The following is a 25,841-nucleotide window of genomic DNA, read 5'->3' as shown; positions in this document are numbered from 1 at the left end:
CACGACCGTTAAGCCCTCTAGCGCCGATGGTACTTGGACCGCAGGGTCCTGGGAGAGTAGGACGCCGCCAAGCAAAGAACCACTGCCGATGATGTTCGGTGGTGGTTTTTATTTTTGTTCATTTATGTGAAATTGCTAAGAATAGCTCTTTTCAAATCATAAATCGCTGACAGCTTCGTTATGGGAAGGTAACATTTTTGTTACGGATGGCAGGGATAAAACCAGTATAATAGGACTATGTTAAATATGCTAAAAGTACCTGACCGAAGAGCTGGATTGTGCAGCTGTGAAAAGGAGGGTGTGTGTGTTAAGTTGGCGGAGATTTGGACTCCACTCACTTCTGTTGCTTTGTCTGGCGATTGTTCTCGCAGGATGTGGTGAAGCTTCAGGATCTGTATGGATCTCATATGAAGGTGCAGTTAACGAAAAAAGTTTCCCTGTACCCAAAGTAGCGAATAAATCTGACCAGTCCGAAAACAATTCGGATATGGATTATGTTCGATATACGTTGTCTGGAATCAGTGAAAGCACGAGTTTGCCTGAGGTATATCTTAACGAAATTAAAAGTTGGGGTTGGACAGAAAGGCAAGCAAAGCGTTCATCAAATGCCTCAAGTAATGTACATGTTTTCTCAAAGGATGGCCATATTGTTCAGTTGGCTGTGCATGATGGTTCGTTTACGTTGATGGTTCCCAGAAATGAAACGACCCAGACCACAGTAAAGTCACTAGAAGAAGATGATTAACGGATTGATGTGAAAGCGTACGAGTTAACATTGTGATGTTCTTATAAAGTGAAGTTCTCATCGATAGCGATGAGGGCTTTTTTTGTGTTACTGCAAGTTGAAAACGGCAGCACATGCAGTCTTCAATAGATATAAGATACATTGAAGGCTAGGGTAAGTTAGCGGAGCTTAGTAACCATTCAGAACGGAGAAGGGAGAATTCCCCTATATTTGTGGATAAAAGAAGGAGGAAGCAAAAAAAGGTTATCCACAGTGGATAACCTTTTTTTGGAGAAGGATAACGAAAAGAACGATTTTACTGTAAATAATAAGAGACATCTTGATCATTTAATTTAACAAGACCGTCTTTACGTTCACGGGATAGAATGAGTATTACGTATAAGCGAGGTCCGAGTAACCACAGATGCCAGAATATCAGCGAAAGTGTGAAGGATACTGGAGACCATAACAGGCACACAGTAATGATACACAATCCAATCCAGCTCATATTCAGATGAACTCGGACAAACATGCGATAACTAAAGTGTTGATCGGGTATATAGCCAAACCAAGGCATACGCAGGTTCCAGTGCCAACGCTTGGCATACGAAGTACGAACCAGTAACAATATAGTCCTCGCAATGACATAATGGATCCAGACAGTAATTGGCCCAGCCAGTAAAAAGAAGAAGAGGCCGTTCCAGGAGAAGGCAAGTAGATTAAAGATGAGCATGATAACAGGCAGACACAGGTAGCTATATATAACGCTACGAGCGATAGGTTTTTTTTTCAGAAGGCGATACTGATAAAAGGTTGCCTTATTCTCCGGTTCGGCGATCATACGATTTTAAATCCTCCTTCAAGTTACGAGTAAGTAGTAGAGTCGTGTGTACATATGTATGGAGAGATAAAGATGATAAAGAAATAATTAATGTGGCATGCCCGACGGACTTTGTTATCGTTATCATATCTTATATATCGGCTGAAATTCCAAGTTTTTTTAAGGTTATTATATCGTAGTTTAGATCAGCGTGAACCTGCATGGGGAAATCCTGTGTTGATTCATGAAAAAGAGTGAGGCTGAAGGTTCAAGAATAAACGTGACTCGGAACAGGACATTGTATATTTTCTGTACAGACACCTATTAAGGGAGGAGCGAATATATATATTTTATAGAAAGAAAGCACTATGAAAATGTTTAAAATAATAGAAACTGTGCAATACTGATAGTAAACGTAAAACAAGGTGGGATGGTTCATGGAAGAACATGCCGAACACACATGTATCATTTGCGAGCAACGGAAGAGAGAAGGCATATTTATTGTATCTGAATTCATATGTGATGCTTGTGAAGCAGAGATGGTTCACACCGATGCGAAGGATGCGAAGTATAACTTTTTTATTCATCAGATGAAACAGATTTGGGTGCAAAAGAACGCTTAAAGGACGTTATATGCTTCACTGTGAGGTTAGAAATTTACATGATCAATATTAATGATTATATAGGGGCCCGAGAGGCCTTTTTTTGTTGGAGAGGGGATTACCTTGTCTGACTTGTGCAGAAAGCGTATGCTGAAATAAAGAGTGAAGATGCATGTTTTACGAAAATAACAGTTACAGGATGGATATCTTATGAATGAACATAATACATCAGGTATAGGAAAAAATAGGGCTCCTTTATATGAAGCATTGCTCGCATATCGTGATTCGAAGCAGCGTTCATTTCATGTGCCAGGACATAAAAATGGACAAGTCTATCATCAATGGATGCAACCGTTTGAGGGAGCGGAAGATACTCTGCAAAAAGGGATAGAAAAAAAAGTAGAAACCGGAAATGTTTTAGGAGTAGAACAAACGAAACAGGAGAAAAGGGACAAAGAGGGAGAGCAGATTTCGGCTGCTTTAGATTATTCATTGAAGGATAAAGATCAATCCAAACATGTTGTACCCGTACATGCTTATCTGGACATGATGGAGATGGATGTTACGGAGATTACAGGTACGGATGATCTGCACCATCCTGAGGGAGTGATCAAGGAAGCACAGGAACTGGCAGCGGATTGTTTCGGTGCGGAGGAAAGTTTCTTCCTAGTGGGAGGAAGTACAGCAGGAAACTTGTCTTTATTACTCACAATCTGTGATGAGCCAGGTAGTATCGTGCTGGTGCAACGTAATGTACATAAATCGGTTATTCACGGACTGATGTTAGCGGGCGCAAGGGCGGTATTTCTGGAGCCATGGGTTGACCCTGGATCTGGACTTGCTGTCGTGCCGTCCATTGAGACGGTTCAGGCTGCTGTCCAGAGGTATCCTGAGGCAAAGGGTGTATTTGTCACGTTGCCCAATTATTATGGCATGGGTGCGGATCTGACACCCATTGCCGAAGTTTGCCACGAGGCTGGCATGCCACTACTCGTGGATGAAGCGCATGGCGCGCATTATGGGCAGCATTCGGAGCTGCCTGTCTCTGCACTGTCCTGCGGAGCAGACGGTGTAGTGCAGTCGACGCATAAGATGCTGGCCGCCTTCACCATGGGAGCCATGCTGCACATTCAGGGATCGCGATTGAATCGCTCCCTGCTTCGGCGGCGTCTGGCCATGGTGCAAAGCTCAAGCCCATCCTATCCGGTGATGGCTTCGCTTGATCTTTCGCGCCGGCTATTGCATGTGCACGGCGCAGATGCCTTCACGGCAGGGCTTACTGCCGTGAAAGCATTGAAGCGCGGCCTCGCGGAGTTGCCGCGCTTCCAGTTGCTGCAGCCTGCGGACTCGCTGCAGCAAGAGCCGGCCTACGGCAATGACAATCCGGCGGCGATGCCTGACCGCAAAGGATATACCGCACAGGACCCATTCAAGGTCGTCATATATGACGACACAGGGGGACTAAGCGGTTATGGGCTGCAGCAGCAGCTGGAGGCTTGCGGCTGTGTGCCAGAGATGAGCGACGAAAGGTACGTCGTCTTGCTCTTCAGTCTTGGCTCCACAATGCAGGATGCTGAGCATGTGTTGCAGGCTTTACGGCATATTAACGTTGCCTACAAGTTGGAGCATTCACTGGAATCCACAGCGTCTGTCAGGACGGCTGCTCAAACTCAGACTGACACTCCAATCTATGTTTCCACGTGGAACAATATAGAAGAACGTGAACGCTTATCTGAGCCAGTTGCCTTCTCCCTGCAACCTATCTTAGAGATGGATATGATTGGAGTTTCAATCGAAGACTGCGCAGGATATCGATCGGCGGAGATGGTTATTCCATATCCTCCAGGCATTCCGTTGGTGTATCCCGGCGAACGAATAAGTTCAAAGGTTGCCGAGCAAATTCGAATTCTACGCGATGCAGGAGCCAAGTTTCAGGGGATCTCGGATCATACGTATCAGAAGTTAAATGTCATGAAACCTGAGTCATAGGAAAAGTACTCGTGCAGCTCCCAGCAAGCAGTGTCCTGTTTCATGACAAGGGTGGTTAGCCGTTCAAAAAATCTTGTATGTGGAAATCAGTAGCTTGAGGAATTTATATATGATATAGAAATAACCAAAATGATATTGGCCATCAGCATTGTCACTTCTCTACTTCTTGTTCAGGTTACGTCGGCTTCAGGAGTAGAATCAAGTAATTACAGAATCCAGAGTACTGTTAAGCGTTGAGTTCACTTTCAAAGATGATATCGTATGGTTGAAAAAGGACTAACGTTTCATGTTGGAGGAAAAGCCACCTTATAGTATGATAGAAAGAAAAACTAGCTTGTATTATTTTTGTGTTATTAAATGCAGTTGTTGAACAATACACCTCTGGGCGAAGGAAATCATATCTTGAAGCAAGAGGGTCTAGGCACATGCATAATAGCCATGAATGGATGCAGCAATGAATACAGAAAGCAGGGAAGCATATGCAGGGCAGAGGTAAATTCATTACGCTGGAAGGAGGAGAGGGTTCAGGGAAAACAACGATGATTGGCAGGATCGGTTCTTATTTTGAAGAACGGGGTATACCTTACGTAGTTACAAGAGAGCCTGGCGGGATTGAGATCGCAGAGAAAATACGTAACATCATCCTTGACCCTCTTCATACGGCGATGGATGCACGAACCGAAGCACTGCTCTATGCTGCAGCTCGCAGTCAGCATCTAGCAGAGAAGGTAGAGCCTGCACTGCAAGCTGGCAAAACCGTGATCTGTGATCGGTTTGTAGACAGCAGTCTTGCTTATCAAGGGTATGCGCGCGGACTCGGAATGGAGAATGTGTGGGCAATCAATCGTTTTGCGATTGGAGACCTGATGCCTGACATGACACTTTATCTGGACATTGAGCCAGAACAGGGACTTGGTCGAATTGAGGCTCATGATGGACGTGAAGTCAATCGTCTTGATCTGGAGAACCTGGAGTTCCATCGAAAAGTACGTGAAGCTTACTTTCTGCTTCAGAAACAGTTTCCAGAACGCATCAAAATTATTGATGCTTCACAGACACCAGATGAGGTGGAGAAAGCGATGATTTTGTCGCTGGAAACAGGTATTATGAAGGATTTTGACGAGTAATTGTCTAATATATAGACAGGGCATTTTGTTAAAAGTGCTTAATCTAAAGGAGGTTATGCAGGATGAAACTGATTGTTGCGATTATACAGGATAAAGACAGCAACCGATTATCCAGCGCATTGGTCAAAGCGAATTTTCGGGCAACCAAGCTTGCCAGTACGGGTGGATTTTTGAAGGCAGGCAACACGACGTTTATGATCGGTGTCGATGATAGTCAAGTCGAATCCGTTATGAATGTCATTCGCAGCAGCTGTAAGGTTCGTGAACAGCTCGTAACTCCAGTTACACCGATGAGCGGAACGACCGACTCTTACCTGCCGCTACCTGTTGAAGTCCAAGTCGGTGGAGCAACCGTGTTTGTTCTTCCGGTAGATCGTTTCGAGCATTTCTAATCCGTTTGTACAGATGAAATCCGTGAGTGTTTTTCATTTATCGATAGCATGACTGCATCTTGCATGATGGTAACGAACGATGTAAAAGAACGTATTCCATATGAATTACGTGGCACTTATGGGCGCCCTTGTTGATGGAAAGAAACGGCACTCTCTCCCAAAGAAGACTCTGCTTCGCAATGATGTACTTCTTTGGGGAGAGGCGACTTCGAACAGAATCGTAGATAAGATCATTTTTATCTACTATTATATATACAGTGTATTCAAGTATATAAGGCCCATCTTACGCACAGGCGCAATGCGCACTGTGCTGATGTGCGATTGGCCTAACGATGGTATAGAAAGCAGGCGTACCCATGAAAATCAATCCCGGATTCAGACCGCTGCAGAGTGGAATCAATACGAATGATTCAGGCTCCAAGCCGGTTCAATCCAAAAGTTTCTCTGATATGATGAATCACCAGGGGGAGCGGGCTTCCCAAGCAGAACTCAACCGCCGACTAAGCGAAATCCAGCTTCAGGGTGATCGATTGGCTCGATCCATGACAATTCGTGAACTGAAAGCATATAAACAGCTTGTCAAAAGGTTTCTGGAAGAGACAGTCCGCCGCGGTGTATCGATGAAAGAGACAAGGGGTTGGGATCGCCGCGGCAGAGGTAAACGATACAAACTTATCGATGAGATTGACTCGGCTCTGTTATCTATGGCGGATGAGTTATTGGATACAGAAGAAGGAAAAATCTCTCTGTTGCAACAAGTAGGAGAAATTCGGGGAATGCTTATTAACTTAAGCTTCTGAGGAGGAAGTATGTCCTTTCAACAAATTATGGGCCAACAGGCAGCCAAGCAATTGTTGCAAAGCAGTCTGAGACGCCAGGCGATCAGTCATGCGTATTTGTTCAGCGGTCCGTCTGGCAGTGGGCAGCTACAGACAGCCATGGCGTTTGCCAAGGCAATCTTCTGCACAGAGCTTGAGGACGATGCCTGTGGGCAATGTCTTGAATGCCGCAAAGTAGAACACAGAAACCATCCAGACCTGACGATGCTTGCGCCGGATGGCAATAACATTAAAATAGATCAGATTCGGGATTTGCAACGCATTTTCTCTTACCGTTCAGAGGCGGGGCATCCCAAAGTATATATTATAGAACAGGCTGAGAAAATGACCGTTCAGGCTGCAAACAGCTTGTTAAAATTTTTAGAAGAACCTCAAGTTCCGGCGGTTGGGATTCTGATTACAGATAATGGACAGGCCATGCTGCCTACCATTCGTTCACGTGCTCAGATGGTGCCTTTCAGTGCACTAAATCCGGAGGATATGCTTCAATCGTTGATTGAGGAAGGTTTTCCCGCCAATCTGGTGAGGCCTGCTGTCCATTTGACGTCAGGACTGGAAGCATGTAGAGAAATTCTCCAGCAGAATTGGTTTGCAGAAATTAGAAACGTAATGTTACAATTAGGGAAGGAGTCCCTGGGCAGAGGAAGTACATCTTTGATCTCGGCACAGCAGAAGCTTTTCAAAACAGGACTCTCGGAACACCTGGACATGCTGCTTAGTTTGTTCCATTTGTGGTTCAGGGACATGCTGTATGTTCAGTACGGTAGGCATGAACATATCGTTTTTATAGATCAGTTAGACATGCTGTCTCAGTTGGCACATACCCGCAGCACAGAGCAGTGGGTCTCCTATATGGATTTGGCCGCGGCATGCAGAAAAAAATTGCGTTTTAATGTCAATGGCCAGCTTTGTCTGGAGCAATTTTTGATCGGTTTGGCATAAGGCTGGAGGATCGCGTGAGACCCAATCCTATGCAAACGGTTATAACTTCGGCGGGTTCCCTAAGAAGTCAGGGCTTCAGACGAAGTGGGGTTGGCTTACAAGGGGGTTAATTTTTTGTACAGTGTAGTGGGTGTCCGTTTCAAAAAGGCGGGCAAAATTTATTACTTCGATCCCCTGGACCTTCCCATTGAGAAAGAAAACTGCGTGATCGTGGAAACGGCACGAGGGGTTGAGTATGGTAAGGTTGTCGTGGGCAAGAAGGAAGTGGGCGAGGCTGATGTGGTTTTGCCGCTCAAAAAGGTTATCCGCGTTGCAGGTGATACAGATGCCCGTGTGGTGGATGAGAACAAGCGTGCAGCCAAAGAAGCATTCGGTACTTGTTTAAATAAAATCAGAGACCATGGCCTCAAAATGAAGCTGGTCGATGTAGAATTCACGTTTGATCGCAATAAAATTATTTTTTATTTTACAGCAGAAGGTAGAGTCGATTTCCGCGAGCTGGTCAAGGACCTGGCAAGCATTTTCCGGACACGAATTGAACTGAGACAGATTGGTGTTCGTGATGAAGCAAAAATGCTTGGTGGAATAGGGCCTTGCGGCCGTGTGTTGTGTTGCTCCTCCTGGCTGGGAGATTTTGAGCCTGTGTCTATTAAGATGGCTAAAGATCAGAGCTTGTCACTGAATCCGACGAAAATTTCAGGGTTGTGCGGAAGACTTATGTGCTGTCTGAAATTTGAGCATGATAATTATGAGAGCGTGAGAGAAGAGCTGCCAGCTGTAGGCAAACTGGTCGTCACCTCATTGGGTGAAGGCAAAGTTGTCGGAATTAATGCCGGTAACCGCACGGTGCATGTTCAACTGTTCGACATCAGTAAAGTCAAAGAACTTCCGCTGGATGACGTCGTTATCAAGTAAACCATAAAGGTTGCTTCGGGGTGGAAACTTGGAAAAGAAAAATCTGTTTACGCACATTCATGAAATGGAAACCCAAATGGGTCAGTTGCACGGTGATTTAGCAGAATTAAAAATGATTGTCAAAGAGTTGCTGGAAGAAAATCAGCGGCTTACCATCGAAAATGAGCAGTTACGCAAACTGCTTAAGCGTGAAGCGCCGGCAGATCTGCCGATCTCATCTGCTCTTGCTCCTGTCGCAAGACCGGCGGGTCCAGCTGCAGGTGAAGATGTAGTGGGCGAAGGTTATGACAACTTGGCTCGGCTGTATCATGAAGGATTCCATATCTGCAACGTCTATTATGGACATTTGCGGACGGAAGGCGATTGTCTGTTCTGCCTGTCTTTTTTGAATAAATGAAGTGACCGTAGGGATTCCCTACGGTTTTTTTTCAAGGTTATAAACGTTTAACGTACCGGAGGATGAGAGTACCCTATGACAGACGAAGAAGTAATTTTACAGGAATCCGAGCGGATTGATGATCTGCTCTCTCATAATTTGCGAATCATCCAAAGTGATGAAGTGTTCAGTTTTTCTATGGATGCTGTCTTGCTGGCCCGATTTGCTTCTGTTCCGAAACGCGGGCGTGTTCTGGACTTGTGCACGGGAAATGGGGTCGTGCCTATTTTACTGACAACACGTACGCAGGCAAGTCTGGAAGGCATTGAGATTCAGCCACGACTTGCAGATATGGCACGCCGGAGTGTGCAGTTGAATGAATTGGATGAGTCCATCCATATTCGTGAGGGAGATTTGCGAGATTTGGTTAAAGAAACTGGACATGCGGTATATGATGCCATTACGGTAAATCCTCCGTACATGCCGTTGAATGGAAGTGACCTCAAGATGAACACCCATCAGGCCATGGCACGTCATGAAATCGGGTGTACTCTTGAGGAAGTCATTCAAGCATGCAATCGTCTTGTGCGTAATGGTGGGAAAGTATCTATGGTTCATAGACCGCAGCGTCTCGGCGAAATTATATCATTAATGCGCGAATACAAGCTGGAACCCAAGCGCATTCGTATGGTACACCCGCGTGCTCATCTGGAGGCGAACATGGTGTTGATTGAAGCGATGAAAGACGGCAAGCCAGAGGTACGCATGTTGCCGCCACTTATTGTCTACAATGAACAGGGTAGCTACTGCGATGAGATTATGGAGATCTACTATGGTCAGCAGGATGCCGAACGATCGAAGGAAGGAGGAAACTAGATGTCTTTACAAGTCCAAAAAAGCTTTAGGGAGCAGTCCGAACCTACAGGCAAGTTATATTTGGTTGGGACACCGATTGGAAACTTGGAGGATATGACCTTCCGGGCCATTAAGACATTGCAGGTCTGTGATATTATTGCTGCTGAAGATACTCGTCAGACGCGAAAGCTGCTCACTCATTTTGAGATTACACCTTCCATGCTGTTTAGCTATCATGAGCACAATAAGGGTGCGAGTGGCCCTGAACTGATACGCTATATAATAGAAGGAAAAAATTTGGCACTTGTCAGCGATGCCGGATTACCAGCCATTTCAGACCCAGGTTCTGATCTGGTAAAGCTTGCAATCGAAGCCGGAATTACGGTCATACCGATTCCTGGTCCGAATGCAGCATTATCCGCTCTGATCGTATCCGGATTACCAACAGAACGGTTTACCTTTGGTGGTTTTTTGCCACGAGAGAAAAAGGACATGCGTAAGGTACTGGAAGCTTTCAATGAGTCGAATGGTACGTTGCTTTTCTATGAGTCCCCTCACCGGATTCGCAAAACCTTGATGTATCTGGAAGAAATTCTGGGTGAACGTTCCATTGTACTGGCTCGTGAGTTGACCAAGCGGCACGAGGAATTTGTTAGAGGTAGTCTGAAGGAATGTATAGAATGGCTCGAAGAGCACCCGCCTCTAGGTGAATATTGTTTGTTGGTTGAAGGGATCAGGGAAGAGGAACGTAAGGCTGAACGGGAAGCATGGTGGCAGGTTTTGTCGCTGGAAGAACACGTGGAACACTATGAAAATGAAGGAAACAGTCGTAAAGATGCGATGAAAAAAACAGCAGCTGATCGAGGGTTGGCAAAACGGGACGTATATAATGCTTTGATTGGGTAGCCAAAATTTTAAAAATACCAAATTTAGTTGTAATTACCTTAAAGAGAGATTAAAACAAAGCTTAATATAACCTTAAAATGTAAAAAGAGCAGCACACCAAAATGTGAAAGATATGTGTCTGCTCTTAAGGGTGAAAAAAAAGACCCTCCAACGGTGAGATTACACCGGGAAGGCCATGAGGGAATATAAAAAGGTTAGAATTAACGATTTGGATAATTCCAGTATACTTGTTTTTCTTATTTTGCTACAGGTGCAGGGATTTCAGAAATACATTCGTTACAAACGATTTTACCTTTGAAGTAAGTTACGTTCTCAGCGTTACCACAGAAGATACAAGCTGGCTCGTATTTTTTGAGCATGATGCGCTCACCATCAACGTAGATTTCCAAAGCATCTTTTTCGCCAATACCGAGTGTACGACGCAATTCGATTGGAATAACTACCCGTCCCAGTTCATCCACTTTTCTTACAATACCTGTTGATTTCATCATTATAATCAGTGCTCCTCTCAGCTAACTATCATTGTCATTATTCGACATTATTTTATGTTTTATGATACTCATCATACCAACGATTCCCAAAACAGTCAACCTTAAAATTAGCTTAAAATAAAGGGTGTTTTTCTTAAGTTTACTGGTGGTAAGGGATTAAAAGCAATTTTTCGTATTTAAACATCCATGTCAGCTTTGTCGATTTGGAAAACGACAAAAGTGCTTTGTTCGACAAAATTCGTCATTTCATGTCGAATTGTTGGTGAAAATTGAAGCTGGACGCGTTATTCTTTATGGCAAGAGAACAATTTAAAAGGAGTGAATCGAAATGGAACACCGTCTGACGGAAGAGAAAGTATTTAAAGATCCGGTACATAATTATATTCATGTGCAAGAACCGATTATATGGCAATTGATCAATACACCTGAATTTCAGAGGCTACGCCGCATTCGTCAATTAGGGACATCTTATCTAACTTTTCACGGGGCAGAGCACAGTCGTTTCTCCCATTCGCTAGGTGTATATGAAATTACCCGAAAGATCATCTCTCAGTTTGAACGAAGCCATTATTCGGACTGGCCCAAGGAAGAAAAGCTGGTGACGTTGTGTGCTGCCTTACTTCATGATCTCGGACATGGACCATTCTCTCATTCCATTGAAGAGGCTTTTGACATGAATCATGAGGATTGGACATGCCGCATTATCAAGGGTGATACCGAAGTAGGGGCGATTCTAAGACGGTATGCTCCTGATTTTGATGAAAAAGTGGCTTCCGTTATCCAGAAGACGTATGATAAACCGATTGTTGTGAATCTGGTAACCAGTCCGCTTGATGCGGACCGAATGGATTACTTGCTCAGGGATGCCTACTTTACAGGGGTAAATTATGGCACGATCGACTTGGATCGCATTCTTCGCATGCTGCGTCCATTCCATGGACGAATTGTAGTTAAAGAGTCTGGTATGCATGCTGTGGAAGATTATCTGATGTCACGATACCAGATGTATTGGCAGATTTACTTCCATCCTGTGACGCGCAGCTCCGAGATTATATTGCGACAAATCTTTAAGCGGGCAAAACAACTTGTGAAGCAAGGCTTTCCATTCCGTTTCATGGTAGAGCCACTGCCCAAACTGTTTCATGGAGAAATTTCAGTTGATGAATATCTGCAGCTTGACGAATCGTTAATTCAAACAGCCTTTATGCAGTGGCGTAAGGAGGACGATTCTGTTCTGAGTGAGTTGTGCGAACGTTTTATGGATCGCAGGTTATATAAATATGTGGAACTCGAACAGATCGACTTGGACATCATTGAAGAGATTCGGGAAGCTTTTGTACAAGCAGGATTGAATCCCGAGTATGATCTTGAAATTGATTTTCCGACGGATAATCCGTATGATGTGTTTCGTCCAGATCAATCTACCGATAAGCAAATTCTACTGCTGGATCGGCAGGACAAGTTGCATGAGCTGTCAGAAGTTTCTGATATTGTGCGTTCGATCAGTGGACTTCATCTGGGCAAACATCATTTGTACTATCCGCAAAACAAGGTGGATGCCATTCTTCATGAATTACCGTCCCATATACGCCCCTATTTTCTGTAATCTTGAGTCGATGCAGCTGGGTGAAACATTTTGATATCAAAAGACTTTCTAAGAGAGCTATTTTACATGATACAGTAATCTGCTTTAATGGCGAGGATATGTAGATCGACATAATTTTGTAATCCGAGTGAGTAATTATACAGTTTCCAACGCCTTTTCTTGCAAGATGTTGATTTGACTTTTTATTTTCCTTCTATATATAGTAGCTTGAGTGCTAAAACTGAAAATACTGAAATTGATGCTTGTCCCAATCATTTAATGATGAAAAAAAATAAATTTGAAATTCAAACGCAAGAATTCCTGTACAAGAATAAGAGGAGTTCCCATGAATAAATCAGCGGCATTTGACTTTCGACATGAAGGGAGAACGAGAAAGCATGTTATTCGACACACATACTCATCTGGATGCACCACAATTCGACGAAGACCGAGAGGACATAATTCAGCGGGCCATTGAGGCGGGAGTTACTCGCATGATTAATATCGGCTTTAATCGGGAGACGATTCCAACGACGATGAAACTGGCCGAAACGTATGATTTTATCCACGCAGCTGTAGGCTGGCACCCGGTGGATGCAATTACGATGCAAGAGGGTGATCTGGAATGGATTGCATCATTGTGCAAACATGAAAAAGTGGTAGCGATTGGCGAAATCGGTCTAGACTATCATTGGGACACTTCTCCTAAGGAGGTGCAGCACCGCGTATTACGACAACAAATTGCATTGGCACGGGAATTGAATATGCCCATTGTCATCCATAATCGGGATGCTCATGAGGACATTGTACGTATTTTACGCGAGGAGAAGGCTGGAGAGGTTGGAGGTGTGATGCATTCATTCTCAGGAAGCTGGGAAACGGCGAAAATGTGTCTGGATTTGGGGTTCCATCTGTCCTTTGGAGGACCGGTCACGTTCAAAAATGCCAAGCAACCGAAAGAGGTGCTTGCGAAGGTACCGATGGATCGATTTTTCTTGGAAACGGACTCCCCGTATCTTACACCTCATCCTTATCGTGGAAAACGAAATGAGACAGCGCATGTACGTCTGGTTGCTGAAGCAGCTGCGGAAATTAAAGGCATTTCGGTAGAGGAAATTGCTGCAATTACCACCAAAAATGCCATGGAACGATTTGGGATTCGATAAGAAAACGAGTAAATCAGGTGAAAAAGGGAGATACAGAGAGTTAATTTGCTCTTTGTTTCGAATTATTGCAGAATATTACAATATTTTAACCAAATATTTAGAAAAACGTACTTGATCCGTGCTTTACAACATGCATCAAAACAGGATATCATCTTTTCAGTGAATTGTTGCGCGGAAAATTGGACAGATGTTCGGGGGATGAACAAAGGGACACTTTCCGATGAGACAACATTACTTTTCATGAATCAATCTCGCTGAGTCTCCGTTAACGGAGAGCGGGGGAACCAATAGGGCTTAAACATCGGTGATTCTAGCCGATGCGCATCGTTCGCTGACCCAAAAGCAGCGGAATGTTCTGCGAAGCCGTATTTGATTTCTTCTTTGGGTCTCGGGGTGAATTCAAGGGCGTCCGCCATGAGCGGGTGACCTAAGATAGGGCGGCTCTCTTTCGCCCGAACCCGACAGCTAACCTCGCAAGCGGAAAAAGAGAGGCAACCTCGTGCATGAATTTCCGATATTCAAAATCATTCGGAAGCCACGAAAGGGTCTCTTACACTCTTTCTTTGGCTTTTTTTGTTTTGAATAAAAGAAATATTGTCATCATACGGTAGGTATTCAGGAGGATGACATCATGTTGCGAAGAGGGGTTCATGGTGCAGAACCGGTCATTATCTCTGATCTGTGTTCTGTAGAAAAATTGTTATAGTCGCGTCAAAGACATCATGCATTACTTTAGACGGCGAGGCTATGAAGGAGGACGGAGAAGTGGGCATATTCCAACCAGAAGAGACCCATGAGTCACGATCATCCAGTAAGTCTTTCGCGTTGCGGTGGAAGCATGAGAACTTGCGTCAAATGGCACTGATCGCGATATTCTCAATTGCGCTTGCAATCATGATCTTGTTAGTCGTTTACGGTCAGGCCGGAAAGCAGGTTTCACTGGTTATTGACGGCAAAGCTCAAGTGGTAGAGACTCGTACAGGAATGCTTCAGGAAATGCTGGAGGAGCAGTCAATCACAGTCAGCCCTCACGACAAGGTATCCATGCCCATGAATGGGGCGATCACCGACGGAGACCGAATCGTTATTGAGCGGGCCGTTCCAGTTAACATTACGGCAGACGGAGACACCAAGACTCTTTATACAACCGATTCATCGGTACAGGGTGTAATTCAGCAATCAGGTATTGAAGTTGCAAATCATGATAAAGTGTATCCAGCGCTCGGAACCGCAATTAAGGCGGATATGAAGATTCGTGTAGTGCGTGTAACAAAGCATACAGTGGATGTGAAACAACCGATTGCTTACAAGGTTGTGAAAACGGCAGACCCTAGTTTGTTCCAAGGGGATAACCGTGTTGTAGTGAAAGGCAAGGAAGGCACAGTTGTGCAACATATCGAAAAGGTATTTCAAGATGGAGAACTCGTCTCCAAAAAAGTGGTAGGTAAAACGGTCGCCACCAACCGTGTAGATAAAGTGATTGCGGTAGGTACGAAGGCTAAACCGGTTGTGAAGGAACCTGAGGTTCAATTGGTATCGGCCAAAACTTCAACTACCAAAAAAGCTGTAACAACGAACTCGAAGAAAACATCTGCCTCGGGCAGCAAGGTGATTACGGTCTCCGGGAACTCTTTTAAATACTCTAAAGTTTTGAAAAATGTATCGATGACAGCCTACTCTTCGGAAGAGCCGGGTATTGGTACAAAAACAGCTTCCGGTACACGTGTAACGGAGGGGCGCACCATTGCAGTTGATCCCAAGGTCATTCCAATCGGCTGGTGGGTATACATTGAGGGCCTCGGCTTCCGTCGTGCGGAAGATACAGGCGGCGCTATTAAAGGCAACAAAATTGATGTTTATTATGACAGTGTGAAGCATGCCCTGAATTTTGGACGTAAAAAAGGCAAAACGGTCTATGTGATTGGTCCGGTTAAGCCGGAGGCGAACTAAAATCGTTTTACTTTGAAATGGGAATGCTATAAAATAGTTGCATGAATGATTCATGCGGAATATGCGGCGGAGGGGTCTGAATTCAGTCTCCTCCGCCGTTTGGCAGAGAAGAGGATATTCCTCTTCTTTTTGCGTTAGAAAGGAAGAAAAGGAACATGATAAAAGAAGTCATTGTTGTGGAGGGTCGTGACGACACGGTAGCGATTCGTCGGGCAGTTGAAGCGGATACGATTGAAACCGGAGGCTCTGCGATTAATCAGCGTATTCTGAAGAGAATTGCTCTTGCTCAAGAGAGACGCGGTGTCATTATCCTGACAGACCCAGATCATGCGGGAGAGCGTATCCGTAAAATTATTGCCAATAAGATTCCTGGTTGCAAACATGCCTTCATTCCAGAGGCGGATGCAACGCGCAAAGGAGATATCGGGGTAGAGAATGCTTCTCCGGAAGCGATTCGTCATGCACTGGCTCGCGTACACACGTCCTATGAGGGGGCACCGAGTCTAATCGATTGGGAGGACCTCATTGAAGCAGGATTGATCATACACCCGCAAGCAGCCGCACGTCGTATGGAGATGGGCAACCTGCTTGGTATCGGGTATTGTAACGGCAAGCAGTTCCACAAACGGTTGAGTGTATTTCAGATTACAAGAGAAGAGTTCTCCGCTGCATTAGCGCAAATCGAACGTGAAGGAATGTGAGCATATGAAGGATATGGAGCAAACCATTGAAATAGCGACACCCAAACGTACCAAAGAAATTATTCAAAAGCATGGATTCTCCTTCAAGAAAAGTCTGGGTCAGAACTTCTTGATCGATCAAAATATATTGAACAAAATCGTAGGCGCAGCTGACTTGGACGAGTCTAAGGGAGCGCTGGAGATTGGTCCGGGTATTGGAGCACTTACGGAGCGTCTTGCGCGTATAGCGGGCCCTGTTACAGCTGTTGAGATTGACCAGCGCCTGTTACCGATTCTTGGAGAAGTGATGGAACCGTACCCTAACGTGCGCGTTCACCATGGAGATGTACTCAAGCTGGATCTGGCAGAACTATTTGCCACGGACTTTGCCTCCGTTGATAAGGTAAGCGTAGTAGCGAACTTGCCCTATTATGTAACGACTCCGATCATGATGAAGCTTTTGGAAGAAAAGTTGCCAGTGGATAGCATTGTGGTCATGATACAGAAGGAAGTAGCCGAGCGAATGGCGGCTGCACCAGGTTCCAAAGATTATGGCAGCTTGAGCATCGCCGTGCAGTACTACAGTATGCCCGAAATGGTCTGTGTGGTGCCGCCTACGGTATTTATCCCACAGCCGAATGTAGAGTCTGCAGTAATTAAGCTGAAGGTGCGTGAGCAACCCCCAGTGCAGGTTCCGAACGAAGCACACTATTTTGAGGTGGTACAGGCTTCTTTTGCCCAGCGGAGAAAAACAATCTCCAATAATCTCAAAGCTCGCTTCTTCACTAAGGAGAACAGAGAACAGGCAGATCACCTATTAGAGCAGGCAGGCATTCAGCCTTCGCGGCGTGGTGAGACATTGAGTCTACAGGAGTATGCAACCCTTAGCACCGTGATGTGGGAAGCTGGGGTTCGCGGCGAGCTTTAATTTCAATGAACCAATCCGGGTCTCTGCCCATACGATGGGGTAGAGGTGATAATGGTGATGAATATCGGAGACTTGGTCGTTCGGAAGTCATACGGCGGCGATGTGACTTTCCGGGTAGAAGGACTCCAGTCGGATGCTGCGGTCATTAAAGGGACCGAGTTCCGGTTGCTGGCAGACTCCCCGGTGAACGATTTGATACAGGTTCCTTATGAACCACAGAGCGCAAAGACACGCCAGGCACATATCAAAGCTCATCAGACGCTCTCACGCTTGCAGCAGAACCGCATGGAGCAGGCTGAGCGTAACCGGGAAGGTCTGATGCAAGAATGGACTGCACAGCAAGAACCTGCCTATTTTGAAATGCCCGGCAAGGTACTGCATTTGGACGGTGACCCGAATTATCTGAAGAAAAGCATGAACCTGTATGAACAGCTTCGTGTTCCTGCAGAAGGACAGTATGTACATGAGTCAGCGATGGCTGATACGTTATATCGCCTGTTGCCCAAAGTCCGTCCAGACATCGTTGTGATTACTGGTCATGACGGTGTGTTAAGGACACGCCAGCCCTATGACCTCTACAGTCTGGGTAGCTATAAAAATTCACAAAACTTTGTCGCGGCTATTCAGGTTGCAAGGCAATACGAGCGTCATTTGGATGCACTGACGATTATTGCAGGAGCATGTCAGTCTCACTTTGAAGCACTGCTACGTGCGGGTGCGAACTTTGCTAGTTCGCCAGGGCGAATTCTCATCCATGCACTTGATCCGGTCTACGTGGCTGCTAAGGCCTCTTTCACGTCTGTTCGTGATACCGTAAACATGAATGATGTGCTGCATAACACGATTAGCGGCATCCAAGGTGTTGGCGGTGTGGAAACGAAGGGAAGTTACCGGGTAGGGGTGCCGGGACTTAACGATTTATCTACACTAAAAGTGAATCCATCCGCAGTATGATTTAGTCCTGTGGCAACACAATAATGAAGTCATGTGAAATTCACATTGCGATTCGAAAAAGGCCCTGAAAAGGGCTTTTTTGTTTTGCGAAAAAATTCATTGACAACGACTTTTTAGTGCTGATATAATATTTAGTTTTGATTTGACATTGACTGTAAAATACAGTATAATGGACAAGAAAAGAGGTGGACGTCCACAATGGCTAAAAACACGCTGTTGGATATCAAACGCAATCTCGATGCACATATTGGTCAGAAAATTACGCTGCGGGCTAATGGTGGCCGCCGTAAGACGATTGAGCGTACGGGTGTATTGGAAGAAACGTACCCTTCTGTTTTTATTGTAAAGCTTGATGAGGAACAAGAAACCTTCAAGCGAGTATCATACAGCTATGCGGATATACTTACGGAGTCTGTGGAAGTCATGGTCTTTGACCCGGGCAGTGAGACTAGCTCTTACAACATGGAGACGTAAGCATTGGTTTACAGGCGATTCACCTATTAGGTGGGTCGCTTTTTTGTATTGTTTTAATACACATTCAGTTTCTCACAAGCATGGAACCATACATATGCAGGAATGACTACGGAATGCAGGCGGCATACTATGTGAACAAGTCAGGGGGAGGCTCACTGTCAAGGCAGGGAGTTGAACCAAGACTTGGGATGAACAATCTCGAATCGCCGGGACTCATAGTGTCTTGAATAAGATATGGAGGAGGATGGTTCATGAGTCGGAGAAGAAGAAGTGTCATGTCGGAGGAACTGAAGTATGAACTGGCTAAGGATTTGGGATTCTACGATACCGTTCAACAAGAAGGATGGGGCGGTATTAAAGCCAAGGATGCCGGTAACATGGTGAAACGAGCTATTCAAATGGCTGAGCAAGCAGCGCGTAAATCATAATCGGGTTCATCCAGATTGGAGAGCGGGGCAATTCTCAGGAATCACCCCGCTTTTTCCCCATAGATGTGGAATACAAATGACTTGACAGCCCCATTTTGATATAATATGTTAAGTTGTCTTAGGGAAAAGGTGAGGACGGGTGAACGTCTTGAAAATTTACGAAAAAGCGCCTGCTAAAATTAATTTGATGTTGGATGTTCTACATAAAAGAAGTGATGGATTTCATGAAGTTGAAATGATCATGACGATGGTTGATCTGGCTGATCGACTGGAGATGTCGGAACTTCCTCGAGATACGATTGTCATCTCTAGCCAGGCCGGTTATATCCCGTTGGATGAGAAGAATCTGGCTTTTCAGGCGGCAAGACTGATTAAGGAACGTTATAACGTACGCACAGGGGTCCACATTCATCTGGACAAAAAAATTCCGGTTGCTGCTGGCCTTGCTGGCGGAAGCAGTGATGCAGCCGCAACGTTGCGTGGACTAGACCGTCTATGGCAGCTTAATATACCGGATCAGGAGTTGCAAGAACTGGGTGCAGAACTGGGCTCGGATGTTCCGTTCTGTATTACAGGCGGCACTGCACTGGCAACCGGGCGTGGGGAGAAGTTAACCCCGATTCCGAACCCGCCTCAATGCTGGGTTATTTTAGCTAAACCTCCAATCAATGTGTCTACAGCAGATGTATATGGACGATTCCGCAGCGACAAGATTGTTCGGCATCCAAGTGCATCCCGAATGGAGCAGGCTATTCGCAGTCAATCCTTTACAGAGGTCTGCCGTCAGCTAGGCAATGTGCTGGAGGATGTGACGCTCAAGCTGTACCCGGAAGTGCAACATCTCAAGGAAGCGATGATTCGTCTTGGAGCAGACGGAGTGTTGATGTCTGGCAGTGGGCCAACGGTATTTGGACTTGTGTCCAAAGAAGCCAAAGTGGCACGTATTTATAACGGACTTCGGGGGTTCTGCAAAGAGGTATACGCTGTACGGTTGTTAACGTAAATTTACTATTTATAATGTACAAACACGTATAAAGGTGGTATATTTTTAAATAATTATTCGGATTTGGATGTTTCCGTGATCGTGAGGATGGATTTCTGTGAAGAAGTTAAAACGAAGCGCAAGGCTGGTTGAAATGACGCAATACTTGTTATCCAGACCACATACGGTGATTCCGCTCACCACATTTGCCGAACGTTATGGTGCTGCCAAGTCGTCCATCAGTGAAGACCTGGCTATTATCAAGGAAGTGTTCGAAGAAGGTGGGTCGGGAGAACTGCATACGCTGGCAGGGGCTGCTGGTGGAGTGAAGTGGATTCCGAAAGTATCGGAAGAACATGCTCTTGCTTTTGCTGAGCGGCTGTCTACACAGCTTGCGCAGCCGGATCGGATTTTACCAGGAGGGTATCTGTATATGTCAGATCTTCTTGGACAGCCGGCCCTGATGAATGAAGCTGGCAAAATCTTCGCAACGGCTTTTGGCGATATGAATATTGATGTAGTCATGACGGTGGAAACCAAAGGCATCCCGCTAGCCTATGCGACTGGAGCCCAGCTTAACCTTCCTGTTGTACTCGTTCGCAGGGACCATCAGGCTACGGAAGGATCGGCCGTAAGTATTAATTATGTATCGGGATCGCACAAAAGTCTGCATACCATGTCCCTATCTCGCCGGGCGATGAAAGAACATTCCCGTGTACTGATCGTGGATGATTTTATGAAAGCCGGGGGTACCGTTCAAGGCATGATTGATCTGCTTGCGGAGTTTAATGCAACGGTGGCGGGAGTTGGCGTGTTGGTGGAATCCGGTTCCGTAGATTCTGAGGAGCGTCTGCTGACGGATTATGTATCTCTCGCGAAGCTGACAGCGGTTGATGCCAAGAGCAGACACATTTCTGTCTCGCCGGGTAACTATTTTGACCTGTAGAATAATGACGAATTACATGTCGGGAAAGGTTCTTTTCCATCGACCTGGCACTAACGTTGTCGAATTGTGTATTAAATAAAAAAATTCCTGAAATTAGGATATTTTTATGGTCGTGAAAAGAAGGAGTTCGTATAGGCTGTGTGGAATTATACACCAAGTTCTGATGGAAAAAGGTGGTGAACACACACATGCAAATTACGGATGTCAGACTCCGCCGCGTTAACTCGGAAGGGAGAATGAAAGCTATCGCATCCATTACCATCGATAACGAATTCGTCGTTCATGACATTCGTGTCATCGATGGTAACAACGGAATGTTTGTTGCAATGCCGAGCAAGCGGACTCCTGACGGAGAGTTCCGTGATATCGCCCACCCGATCTCTTCTGGTACGCGTGAGAAGATTCAGGCAGCAGTATTAACTGAGTACGATCGTGCAGCTACTGAGGAAGAAGTCATTGAAGAAGGTGCCTGAGAACATTATTGGGGTTCGAAGGAAAAGAGAGCCATGTCTTATGGCTCTCTTTTCTTTTTGATCGGAATAAGATATATTCAGTATTGAGTTTATTCAAGAGAGAACCGGAGCGCATCCTGCGTTCGGTAGCAGAGCGGCATCTTAGGAATCGTTGGGATTCAGTTAAGCTCGCAGGTACACGGCGTTACTTATGAGGTCATGATACACTCGTGACTATGTTGTTACGCGTGATTACAAGAGACAGCAGGCGATGAACAAGACCGGCTTGAAGCCGGCTGAATGATTCTCATTGGAGATGAATGTGTAAGGTATTCAATGGGGTTTTCAGAACAGGAGGTCGTTAATTTTGAAACGCATGGCAATTGTTCTAGCCGCAGGGCAGGGCAAACGAATGAAATCCAAATTGTACAAAGTACTGCATCCCGTATGCGGTAAACCGATGGTCGGACATGTGCTGGATGCAGCACTTCGCGCAGGCGTTGAACGCAGCGTAGTTGTTGTCGGACATGGGGCCGAAGCGGTGCAGTCATTTTTAGGTTCCAGAGCAGAGTACGCACTTCAAGCGGAACAGCTCGGTACAGGTCATGCCGTGAAACAGGTCAAATCCCTGCTCGGCAATGAACATGGGTCAACGATTGTAGTCTGTGGCGATACACCTCTCGTTACCAGCGAAACGTTGGAAGGCCTGATGAAGCTGCATGAGGAAAGCGGCGCAGCTGCTACAGTACTTACAGCTGAGCTCGATAATCCTAAGGGATACGGACGCGTGATCCGCGGGGAAGATGGTTCTGTACAGCGAATCGTTGAACAAAAGGATTGCACACCGCAAGAGGATGCCGTAAAGGAAATTAATACAGGCACGTATTGCTTTGATAATGCAAAGCTGTTTGCGGCACTGGAGAAGGTAACAAACCAGAACGCTCAGGGTGAGTATTATCTGACAGACGTTGTTGGCATTTTCAAGAGCGAGGGTGAAGTCGTCGAAGCTTATATGTCTGACGATATCGCGGAATCCATCGGAGTTAATGACAGACTTGCCCTTTCACAAGCAGAAGCATATATGCGCGAACGTCTGGCTGTCCGCCATATGTTGAATGGGGTAACGATTATTGATCCTTCATCGACATATATCGGAGCAGATGTTACGATTGGATCAGATACCGTACTGTATCCGGGAACCGTTCTTAAAGGCACTACTTCCATTGGCGAAGCATGTCATATCGGTCCTCATGCAGATATTGAAGACAGTATCATCCAAGATGGTGCCGCGATTAAACATTCGGTGCTTTCCAAGGCAGAAGTTGGCCCTGATGCAACCGTAGGTCCTTTTGCCAATCTGCGCCCTGGCACCAAGTTAGGTCGTAACGTAAAAATTGGTGACTTTGTTGAAGTGAAAAATGCTACAATTGATGAAGGATCTAAAGTGTCACATCTCAGTTATATCGGGGATGCACAGGTAGGTAAGAACGTAAATGTTGGTTGCGGGGCAATAACGGTCAATTATGATGGATATAATAAGGCTGTAACAACCATTGAAGATGATGCTTTTGTAGGTAGCAACGTTAATTTGATTGCACCGATCACGGTTGGAAAAGGCGCTTATGTCGTTGCAGGCTCCACCGTAACACATTCAGTTCCTGAGAATGATCTGGCGATTGCTCGTCCACGTCAGGAAAACAAAGCAGGTTATGCGGAGAAAATCCGCGGACGTGCAAAAGCTAAGAAACAAAACGCTAAACCCGAATAAGGGGTTTTGATAACCAATTGCCTCCCGCTACCAGGGAGGTGCCGACATGTCGCAGACGCTTATAGATTCCAATGAACCAGCACGGAGGGTTTTTATTTTATGACTTATTTTGACTCGAAATTAAAAATATTTACTTGCAATTCTAACCCCAAGCTTGCTCATCAAATTGCTGATTATATCGGGATTCCTATGGGTGAATCTCATACAACCAGCTTTAGTGATGGCGAGATTCAAGTGAAACTCTCCGAGAGTGTTCGTGGTTGCCACGTATATATCGTGCAGTCAACTTGCTTGCCGGTTAATGACAATCTGATGGAAATGCTGGTCATGATTGATGCATTGAAACGTGCATCGGCCAAAACAATTAACGTTGTTATTCCGTATTACGGCTATGCTCGCCAAGATCGCAAAGCGCGTTCACGTGACCCGATTACGGCCAAGCTTGTTGCCAACCTGATTGAAAAAGCAGGCGCAACACGTGTAATCGCCATGGATTTGCATGCGATGCAGATTCAGGGATTCTTCGACATTCCAGTCGATCATCTGCTGGGCGTACCGATTCTGGCTCAATATTTCCGCTCGAAACAGATTGAAAACCCGGTTGTGGTGTCACCTGACCACGGTGGTGTGGTTCGTGCGCGTAAACTGGCTGACTTCCTGAATGCACCGCTTGCGATCATCGACAAACGTCGTCCTGAGCCGAACGTCAGCGAAGTTATGAATATTATCGGTAATATCGAAGGCAAAACAGCGATTCTGATTGATGACATCATTGATACTGCCGGAACAATTGTACTGGGAGCGAATGCTCTGATGGAAGGCGGCGTGAAGGAAGTATATGCATGCTGTACTCACCCGGTATTGTCTGGCCCTGCGATGGAACGTTTGGAAAACGCACCGCTGAAGGAAGTCATTGTGACGGATACCATTCCAATTACACATGCAAATCCAACAAGCAAGCTTAAAGTGCTCTCAGTAGCACCATTGCTTGGAGAAGCGATCATCCGGGTTCATGAGGAATTGTCAATCAGCAAGCTGTTTGAAATTGAATAGGATGTCTGCATAAAGTAGTAGAGGGGTTACGTCTTCCGGTTAAACGGAAAATGTAACCCCTGTCGGCGTGCCGTTTTTAATGTGCGGTAAAAAAGCGCGCTGGCGCATTAATATCCCGGGCGGGAAATAAAGCGGAAGCGTCGTCTGTGAAAGAGTGTATCGGCAATTTCGACAAATTGACTATCGAAACGGGTAATCACTCCAATCTCGATATGGGTGTCACGGTCGTACACCTGTACAGGCACGTGGTGTTCCAGATGATAAATAAAGTCACTATGTTGAGTCAGTTGTCCGTTATCTTCGCGCAAAACCCGCTCACCTTCCTGGGTGGATAAATGTTCGATACGTACTTTCCTGATATTATATGAAATATAACATTCGAAGTCTATGCCTCACCGAATAGATGCTTGAAGGAGGGAACAAGATGAAGTGGATTGTCGGACTTGGAAATCCCGGCTCAAACTATGCCAAAACCCGGCATAATATCGGTTTTATGGCACTCGATCGATTGGCAAGTCGCCATAACATTTCGATTACACAGAACAAGTGTAAAGCACTGATCGGAGAAGGCAACATTGGCGGCGTCAAAACGGTACTAATCAAACCGATGACCTATATGAACCTTTCGGGGGAATCGGTACGAGCATACATGGATTTTTATAAAGTGAATCTGGAAGACCTCATCGTTGTATACGACGATATGGATACAGAGATCGGCAAGGTGCGATTGCGTTATCAAGGCAGTGCCGGTGGACATAATGGAATCAAGTCCATTATTCAGCACACAGGTACACAGCAATTTAACCGGGTTCGTATGGGCATATCCAGACCTGATCCGGGACATGCCATCGTCGACTATGTACTGTCTACGTTCATGAAAAAGGAAAAAGAAGCGCTGGAGCAGACGATTGAGCAAACGTGCGATGCGCTAGAATATAGTTTGACGAATACGTTCGAGCAAACGATGGCCAAATTCAACGGCTGAGACACTACAGTAACAAGGCTAGTAACACTGGAAAAAAGATTGAAGTGACCGACTTCGAATCAGACAACCTGGGCATACTGGATGTATAAACCATGTTCAGGAGGCATAATTATGTCAGTGAATTATGTATGTCGGCATTGCCGTACCTTTATTGGCCAGATTGATTCGTCTAAAATCACAGAAGCGCAGCTCGGTTTTCATTTCTTGACCCCCGACGAGCGGAGGGATATAATAGCGTATAATTCCGGTGGTGACATTACTGTCCGGATTACATGTGATTACTGCAAGGAAGCCCTGGAACATAATCCCGAGCTGAGTCTGCTTGCGAATCCGCTTCAGTAGTATTAGCCTGCATCGATTGTATTGAAGATATGAATGAACGTTGAAAAATGACAGAGAGACTGGCCGCAGTTAAAGCGGTTCGCCTTTTTATAGCCTTGGCAGCCTGCTGAGGCTTCTTTTCAGTTGGGACGGAATTATAGGTATTCAAGCCTTGTAATTGAATCCGGAGT

General features: G+C 45.5%; 29 protein-coding genes, 1 rRNA gene and 1 riboswitch. Of the genes, 27 read left to right on the top strand and 3 right to left on the bottom strand.

All coding sequences use genetic code 11. The annotated features are described in order from the left end of the window. A 5S ribosomal RNA gene (rrf, locus tag EC604_RS31120) occupies positions 1-73 on the top strand; the annotation flags it as partial. A 231-nt stretch (positions 74-304) separates the two neighbouring features. Then, entirely contained in the window at positions 305-745 is a 441-nt protein-coding gene (locus tag EC604_RS26890; RefSeq protein ID WP_123067076.1) for a hypothetical protein, read from the top strand. A gap of 295 nt (positions 746-1,040) precedes the next feature. Here the strand turns inward: EC604_RS26890 and EC604_RS26885 are convergent, their stop codons facing one another. Continuing rightward, entirely contained in the window at positions 1,041-1,565 is a 525-nt protein-coding gene (locus tag EC604_RS26885; protein WP_123067075.1) for a hypothetical protein, read from the bottom strand. A gap of 416 nt (positions 1,566-1,981) precedes the next feature. Here EC604_RS26885 and EC604_RS26880 point away from each other — a divergent pair, with 416 nt between their 5' ends. From EC604_RS26880 to rsmI, 10 genes are all read left to right on the top strand, one after another. After that, positions 1,982-2,167, top strand: coding sequence for a sigma factor G inhibitor Gin (locus EC604_RS26880; protein ID WP_123067074.1), 186 nt, complete (start codon positions 1,982-1,984; stop codon positions 2,165-2,167). Between the two features lie 189 nt (positions 2,168-2,356). Next, positions 2,357-4,135, top strand: a complete 1,779-nt coding sequence (locus EC604_RS26875) for an aminotransferase class I/II-fold pyridoxal phosphate-dependent enzyme (RefSeq protein WP_123067073.1) — start codon at positions 2,357-2,359, stop codon at positions 4,133-4,135. Positions 4,136-4,614: 479 nt separating this feature from the next. Continuing rightward, a complete protein-coding gene (gene tmk / locus EC604_RS26870) occupies positions 4,615-5,262 on the top strand; it encodes a dTMP kinase (protein WP_123067072.1) in 648 nt (215 codons plus the stop codon). A gap of 62 nt (positions 5,263-5,324) precedes the next feature. Further along, positions 5,325-5,654, top strand: coding sequence for a cyclic-di-AMP receptor (locus EC604_RS26865; protein ID WP_047914178.1), 330 nt, complete (start codon positions 5,325-5,327; stop codon positions 5,652-5,654). A 356-nt stretch (positions 5,655-6,010) separates the two neighbouring features. Beyond that, positions 6,011-6,454, top strand: a complete 444-nt coding sequence (locus tag EC604_RS26860; protein WP_123067071.1) for a YaaR family protein — start codon at positions 6,011-6,013, stop codon at positions 6,452-6,454. Between the two features lie 9 nt (positions 6,455-6,463). After that, positions 6,464-7,435: a DNA polymerase III subunit delta' gene (holB, locus tag EC604_RS26855; protein WP_123067070.1), complete on the top strand. Its 972-nt coding sequence runs from the start codon at positions 6,464-6,466 to the stop codon at positions 7,433-7,435. A gap of 114 nt (positions 7,436-7,549) precedes the next feature. Beyond that, entirely contained in the window at positions 7,550-8,350 is an 801-nt protein-coding gene (locus tag EC604_RS26850) for a PSP1 domain-containing protein (RefSeq protein WP_123067069.1), read from the top strand. A gap of 28 nt (positions 8,351-8,378) precedes the next feature. Further along, entirely contained in the window at positions 8,379-8,747 is a 369-nt protein-coding gene (yabA, locus tag EC604_RS26845; protein WP_123067068.1) for a DNA replication initiation control protein YabA, read from the top strand. Positions 8,748-8,822: 75 nt separating this feature from the next. After that, positions 8,823-9,602: a tRNA1(Val) (adenine(37)-N6)-methyltransferase gene (locus tag EC604_RS26840; RefSeq protein ID WP_123067067.1), complete on the top strand. Its 780-nt coding sequence runs from the start codon at positions 8,823-8,825 to the stop codon at positions 9,600-9,602. Further along, positions 9,603-10,487, top strand: a complete 885-nt coding sequence (rsmI, locus tag EC604_RS26835) for a 16S rRNA (cytidine(1402)-2'-O)-methyltransferase (protein WP_123067066.1) — start codon at positions 9,603-9,605, stop codon at positions 10,485-10,487. 236 nt (positions 10,488-10,723) lie between these two features. On the opposite strand, the gene EC604_RS26830 is transcribed toward rsmI, so the two are convergent. Continuing rightward, positions 10,724-10,978 carry an AbrB/MazE/SpoVT family DNA-binding domain-containing protein gene (locus tag EC604_RS26830; RefSeq protein WP_017691383.1) on the bottom strand — a complete coding sequence of 85 codons (255 nt, stop codon included), beginning with the start codon at positions 10,976-10,978 and terminating at the stop codon, positions 10,724-10,726. A 328-nt stretch (positions 10,979-11,306) separates the two neighbouring features. Between EC604_RS26830 and EC604_RS26825 the strand changes: the two genes are divergently transcribed. From EC604_RS26825 to EC604_RS26765, 13 genes are all read left to right on the top strand, one after another. Continuing rightward, positions 11,307-12,584, top strand: coding sequence for an HD domain-containing protein (locus EC604_RS26825; RefSeq protein ID WP_123067065.1), 1,278 nt, complete (start codon positions 11,307-11,309; stop codon positions 12,582-12,584). 377 nt (positions 12,585-12,961) lie between these two features. Then, on the top strand, positions 12,962-13,729 hold the full coding sequence (locus tag EC604_RS26820; RefSeq protein ID WP_123067064.1) for a TatD family hydrolase: 768 nt from the start codon (positions 12,962-12,964) through the stop codon (positions 13,727-13,729). Between the two features lie 242 nt (positions 13,730-13,971). Next, positions 13,972-14,225: riboswitch (cyclic di-AMP (ydaO/yuaA leader) on the top strand. A gap of 269 nt (positions 14,226-14,494) precedes the next feature. Then, positions 14,495-15,679 (top strand): 3D domain-containing protein, encoded by a 1,185-nt coding sequence (locus EC604_RS26815; protein ID WP_123067063.1) that lies wholly within the window; start codon positions 14,495-14,497, stop codon positions 15,677-15,679. Between the two features lie 155 nt (positions 15,680-15,834). Then, positions 15,835-16,380: a ribonuclease M5 gene (rnmV, locus tag EC604_RS26810; RefSeq protein ID WP_123067062.1), complete on the top strand. Its 546-nt coding sequence runs from the start codon at positions 15,835-15,837 to the stop codon at positions 16,378-16,380. Positions 16,381-16,384: 4 nt separating this feature from the next. Further along, complete coding sequence (rsmA, locus tag EC604_RS26805) at positions 16,385-17,287, top strand: 16S rRNA (adenine(1518)-N(6)/adenine(1519)-N(6))-dimethyltransferase RsmA (protein WP_429352078.1); 903 nt, start codon at positions 16,385-16,387, stop codon at positions 17,285-17,287. A gap of 57 nt (positions 17,288-17,344) precedes the next feature. Further along, complete coding sequence (gene yabG / locus EC604_RS26800; RefSeq protein ID WP_123067082.1) at positions 17,345-18,241, top strand: sporulation peptidase YabG; 897 nt, start codon at positions 17,345-17,347, stop codon at positions 18,239-18,241. A 198-nt stretch (positions 18,242-18,439) separates the two neighbouring features. Further along, positions 18,440-18,715: a biofilm formation stimulator Veg gene (veg, locus tag EC604_RS26795; RefSeq protein WP_090924605.1), complete on the top strand. Its 276-nt coding sequence runs from the start codon at positions 18,440-18,442 to the stop codon at positions 18,713-18,715. Positions 18,716-18,966: 251 nt separating this feature from the next. Continuing rightward, positions 18,967-19,143 (top strand): small, acid-soluble spore protein, alpha/beta type, encoded by a 177-nt coding sequence (locus EC604_RS26790; protein ID WP_090924606.1) that lies wholly within the window; start codon positions 18,967-18,969, stop codon positions 19,141-19,143. Between the two features lie 148 nt (positions 19,144-19,291). Beyond that, positions 19,292-20,146, top strand: a complete 855-nt coding sequence (gene ispE, locus EC604_RS26785; RefSeq protein ID WP_123067081.1) for a 4-(cytidine 5'-diphospho)-2-C-methyl-D-erythritol kinase — start codon at positions 19,292-19,294, stop codon at positions 20,144-20,146. A gap of 97 nt (positions 20,147-20,243) precedes the next feature. After that, on the top strand, positions 20,244-21,071 hold the full coding sequence (purR, locus tag EC604_RS26780; RefSeq protein WP_090924607.1) for a pur operon repressor: 828 nt from the start codon (positions 20,244-20,246) through the stop codon (positions 21,069-21,071). 188 nt (positions 21,072-21,259) lie between these two features. Further along, complete coding sequence (gene spoVG, locus EC604_RS26775; protein WP_017691372.1) at positions 21,260-21,544, top strand: septation regulator SpoVG; 285 nt, start codon at positions 21,260-21,262, stop codon at positions 21,542-21,544. Positions 21,545-21,899: 355 nt separating this feature from the next. Then, positions 21,900-23,291: a bifunctional UDP-N-acetylglucosamine diphosphorylase/glucosamine-1-phosphate N-acetyltransferase GlmU gene (gene glmU / locus EC604_RS26770; RefSeq protein ID WP_429352085.1), complete on the top strand. Its 1,392-nt coding sequence runs from the start codon at positions 21,900-21,902 to the stop codon at positions 23,289-23,291. A gap of 99 nt (positions 23,292-23,390) precedes the next feature. Further along, entirely contained in the window at positions 23,391-24,344 is a 954-nt protein-coding gene (locus EC604_RS26765) for a ribose-phosphate diphosphokinase (RefSeq protein WP_017691370.1), read from the top strand. Positions 24,345-24,451: 107 nt separating this feature from the next. Here EC604_RS26765 and EC604_RS26760 read toward each other — a convergent pair whose 3' ends face one another. Continuing rightward, the gene (locus tag EC604_RS26760; protein WP_090924609.1) at positions 24,452-24,652 is read right to left on the bottom strand and encodes a hypothetical protein; all 201 of its coding nucleotides are present in this window, start codon (positions 24,650-24,652) and stop codon (positions 24,452-24,454) included. A gap of 116 nt (positions 24,653-24,768) precedes the next feature. Between EC604_RS26760 and pth the strand changes: the two genes are divergently transcribed. Both pth and EC604_RS26750 read left to right on the top strand, forming a co-directional pair. Next, on the top strand, positions 24,769-25,329 hold the full coding sequence (gene pth, locus EC604_RS26755) for an aminoacyl-tRNA hydrolase (RefSeq protein ID WP_123067060.1): 561 nt from the start codon (positions 24,769-24,771) through the stop codon (positions 25,327-25,329). Between the two features lie 111 nt (positions 25,330-25,440). Then, positions 25,441-25,671 (top strand): anti-sigma-F factor Fin family protein, encoded by a 231-nt coding sequence (locus tag EC604_RS26750; protein WP_123067059.1) that lies wholly within the window; start codon positions 25,441-25,443, stop codon positions 25,669-25,671. Positions 25,672-25,841: the final 170 nt, after the last annotated feature.

Source organism: Paenibacillus amylolyticus, from assembly GCF_003719335.1.
Lineage (GTDB): Bacteria > Bacillota > Bacilli > Paenibacillales > Paenibacillaceae > Paenibacillus > Paenibacillus amylolyticus_D.
This window is presented reverse-complemented; position numbering and strand designations above follow the sequence as displayed.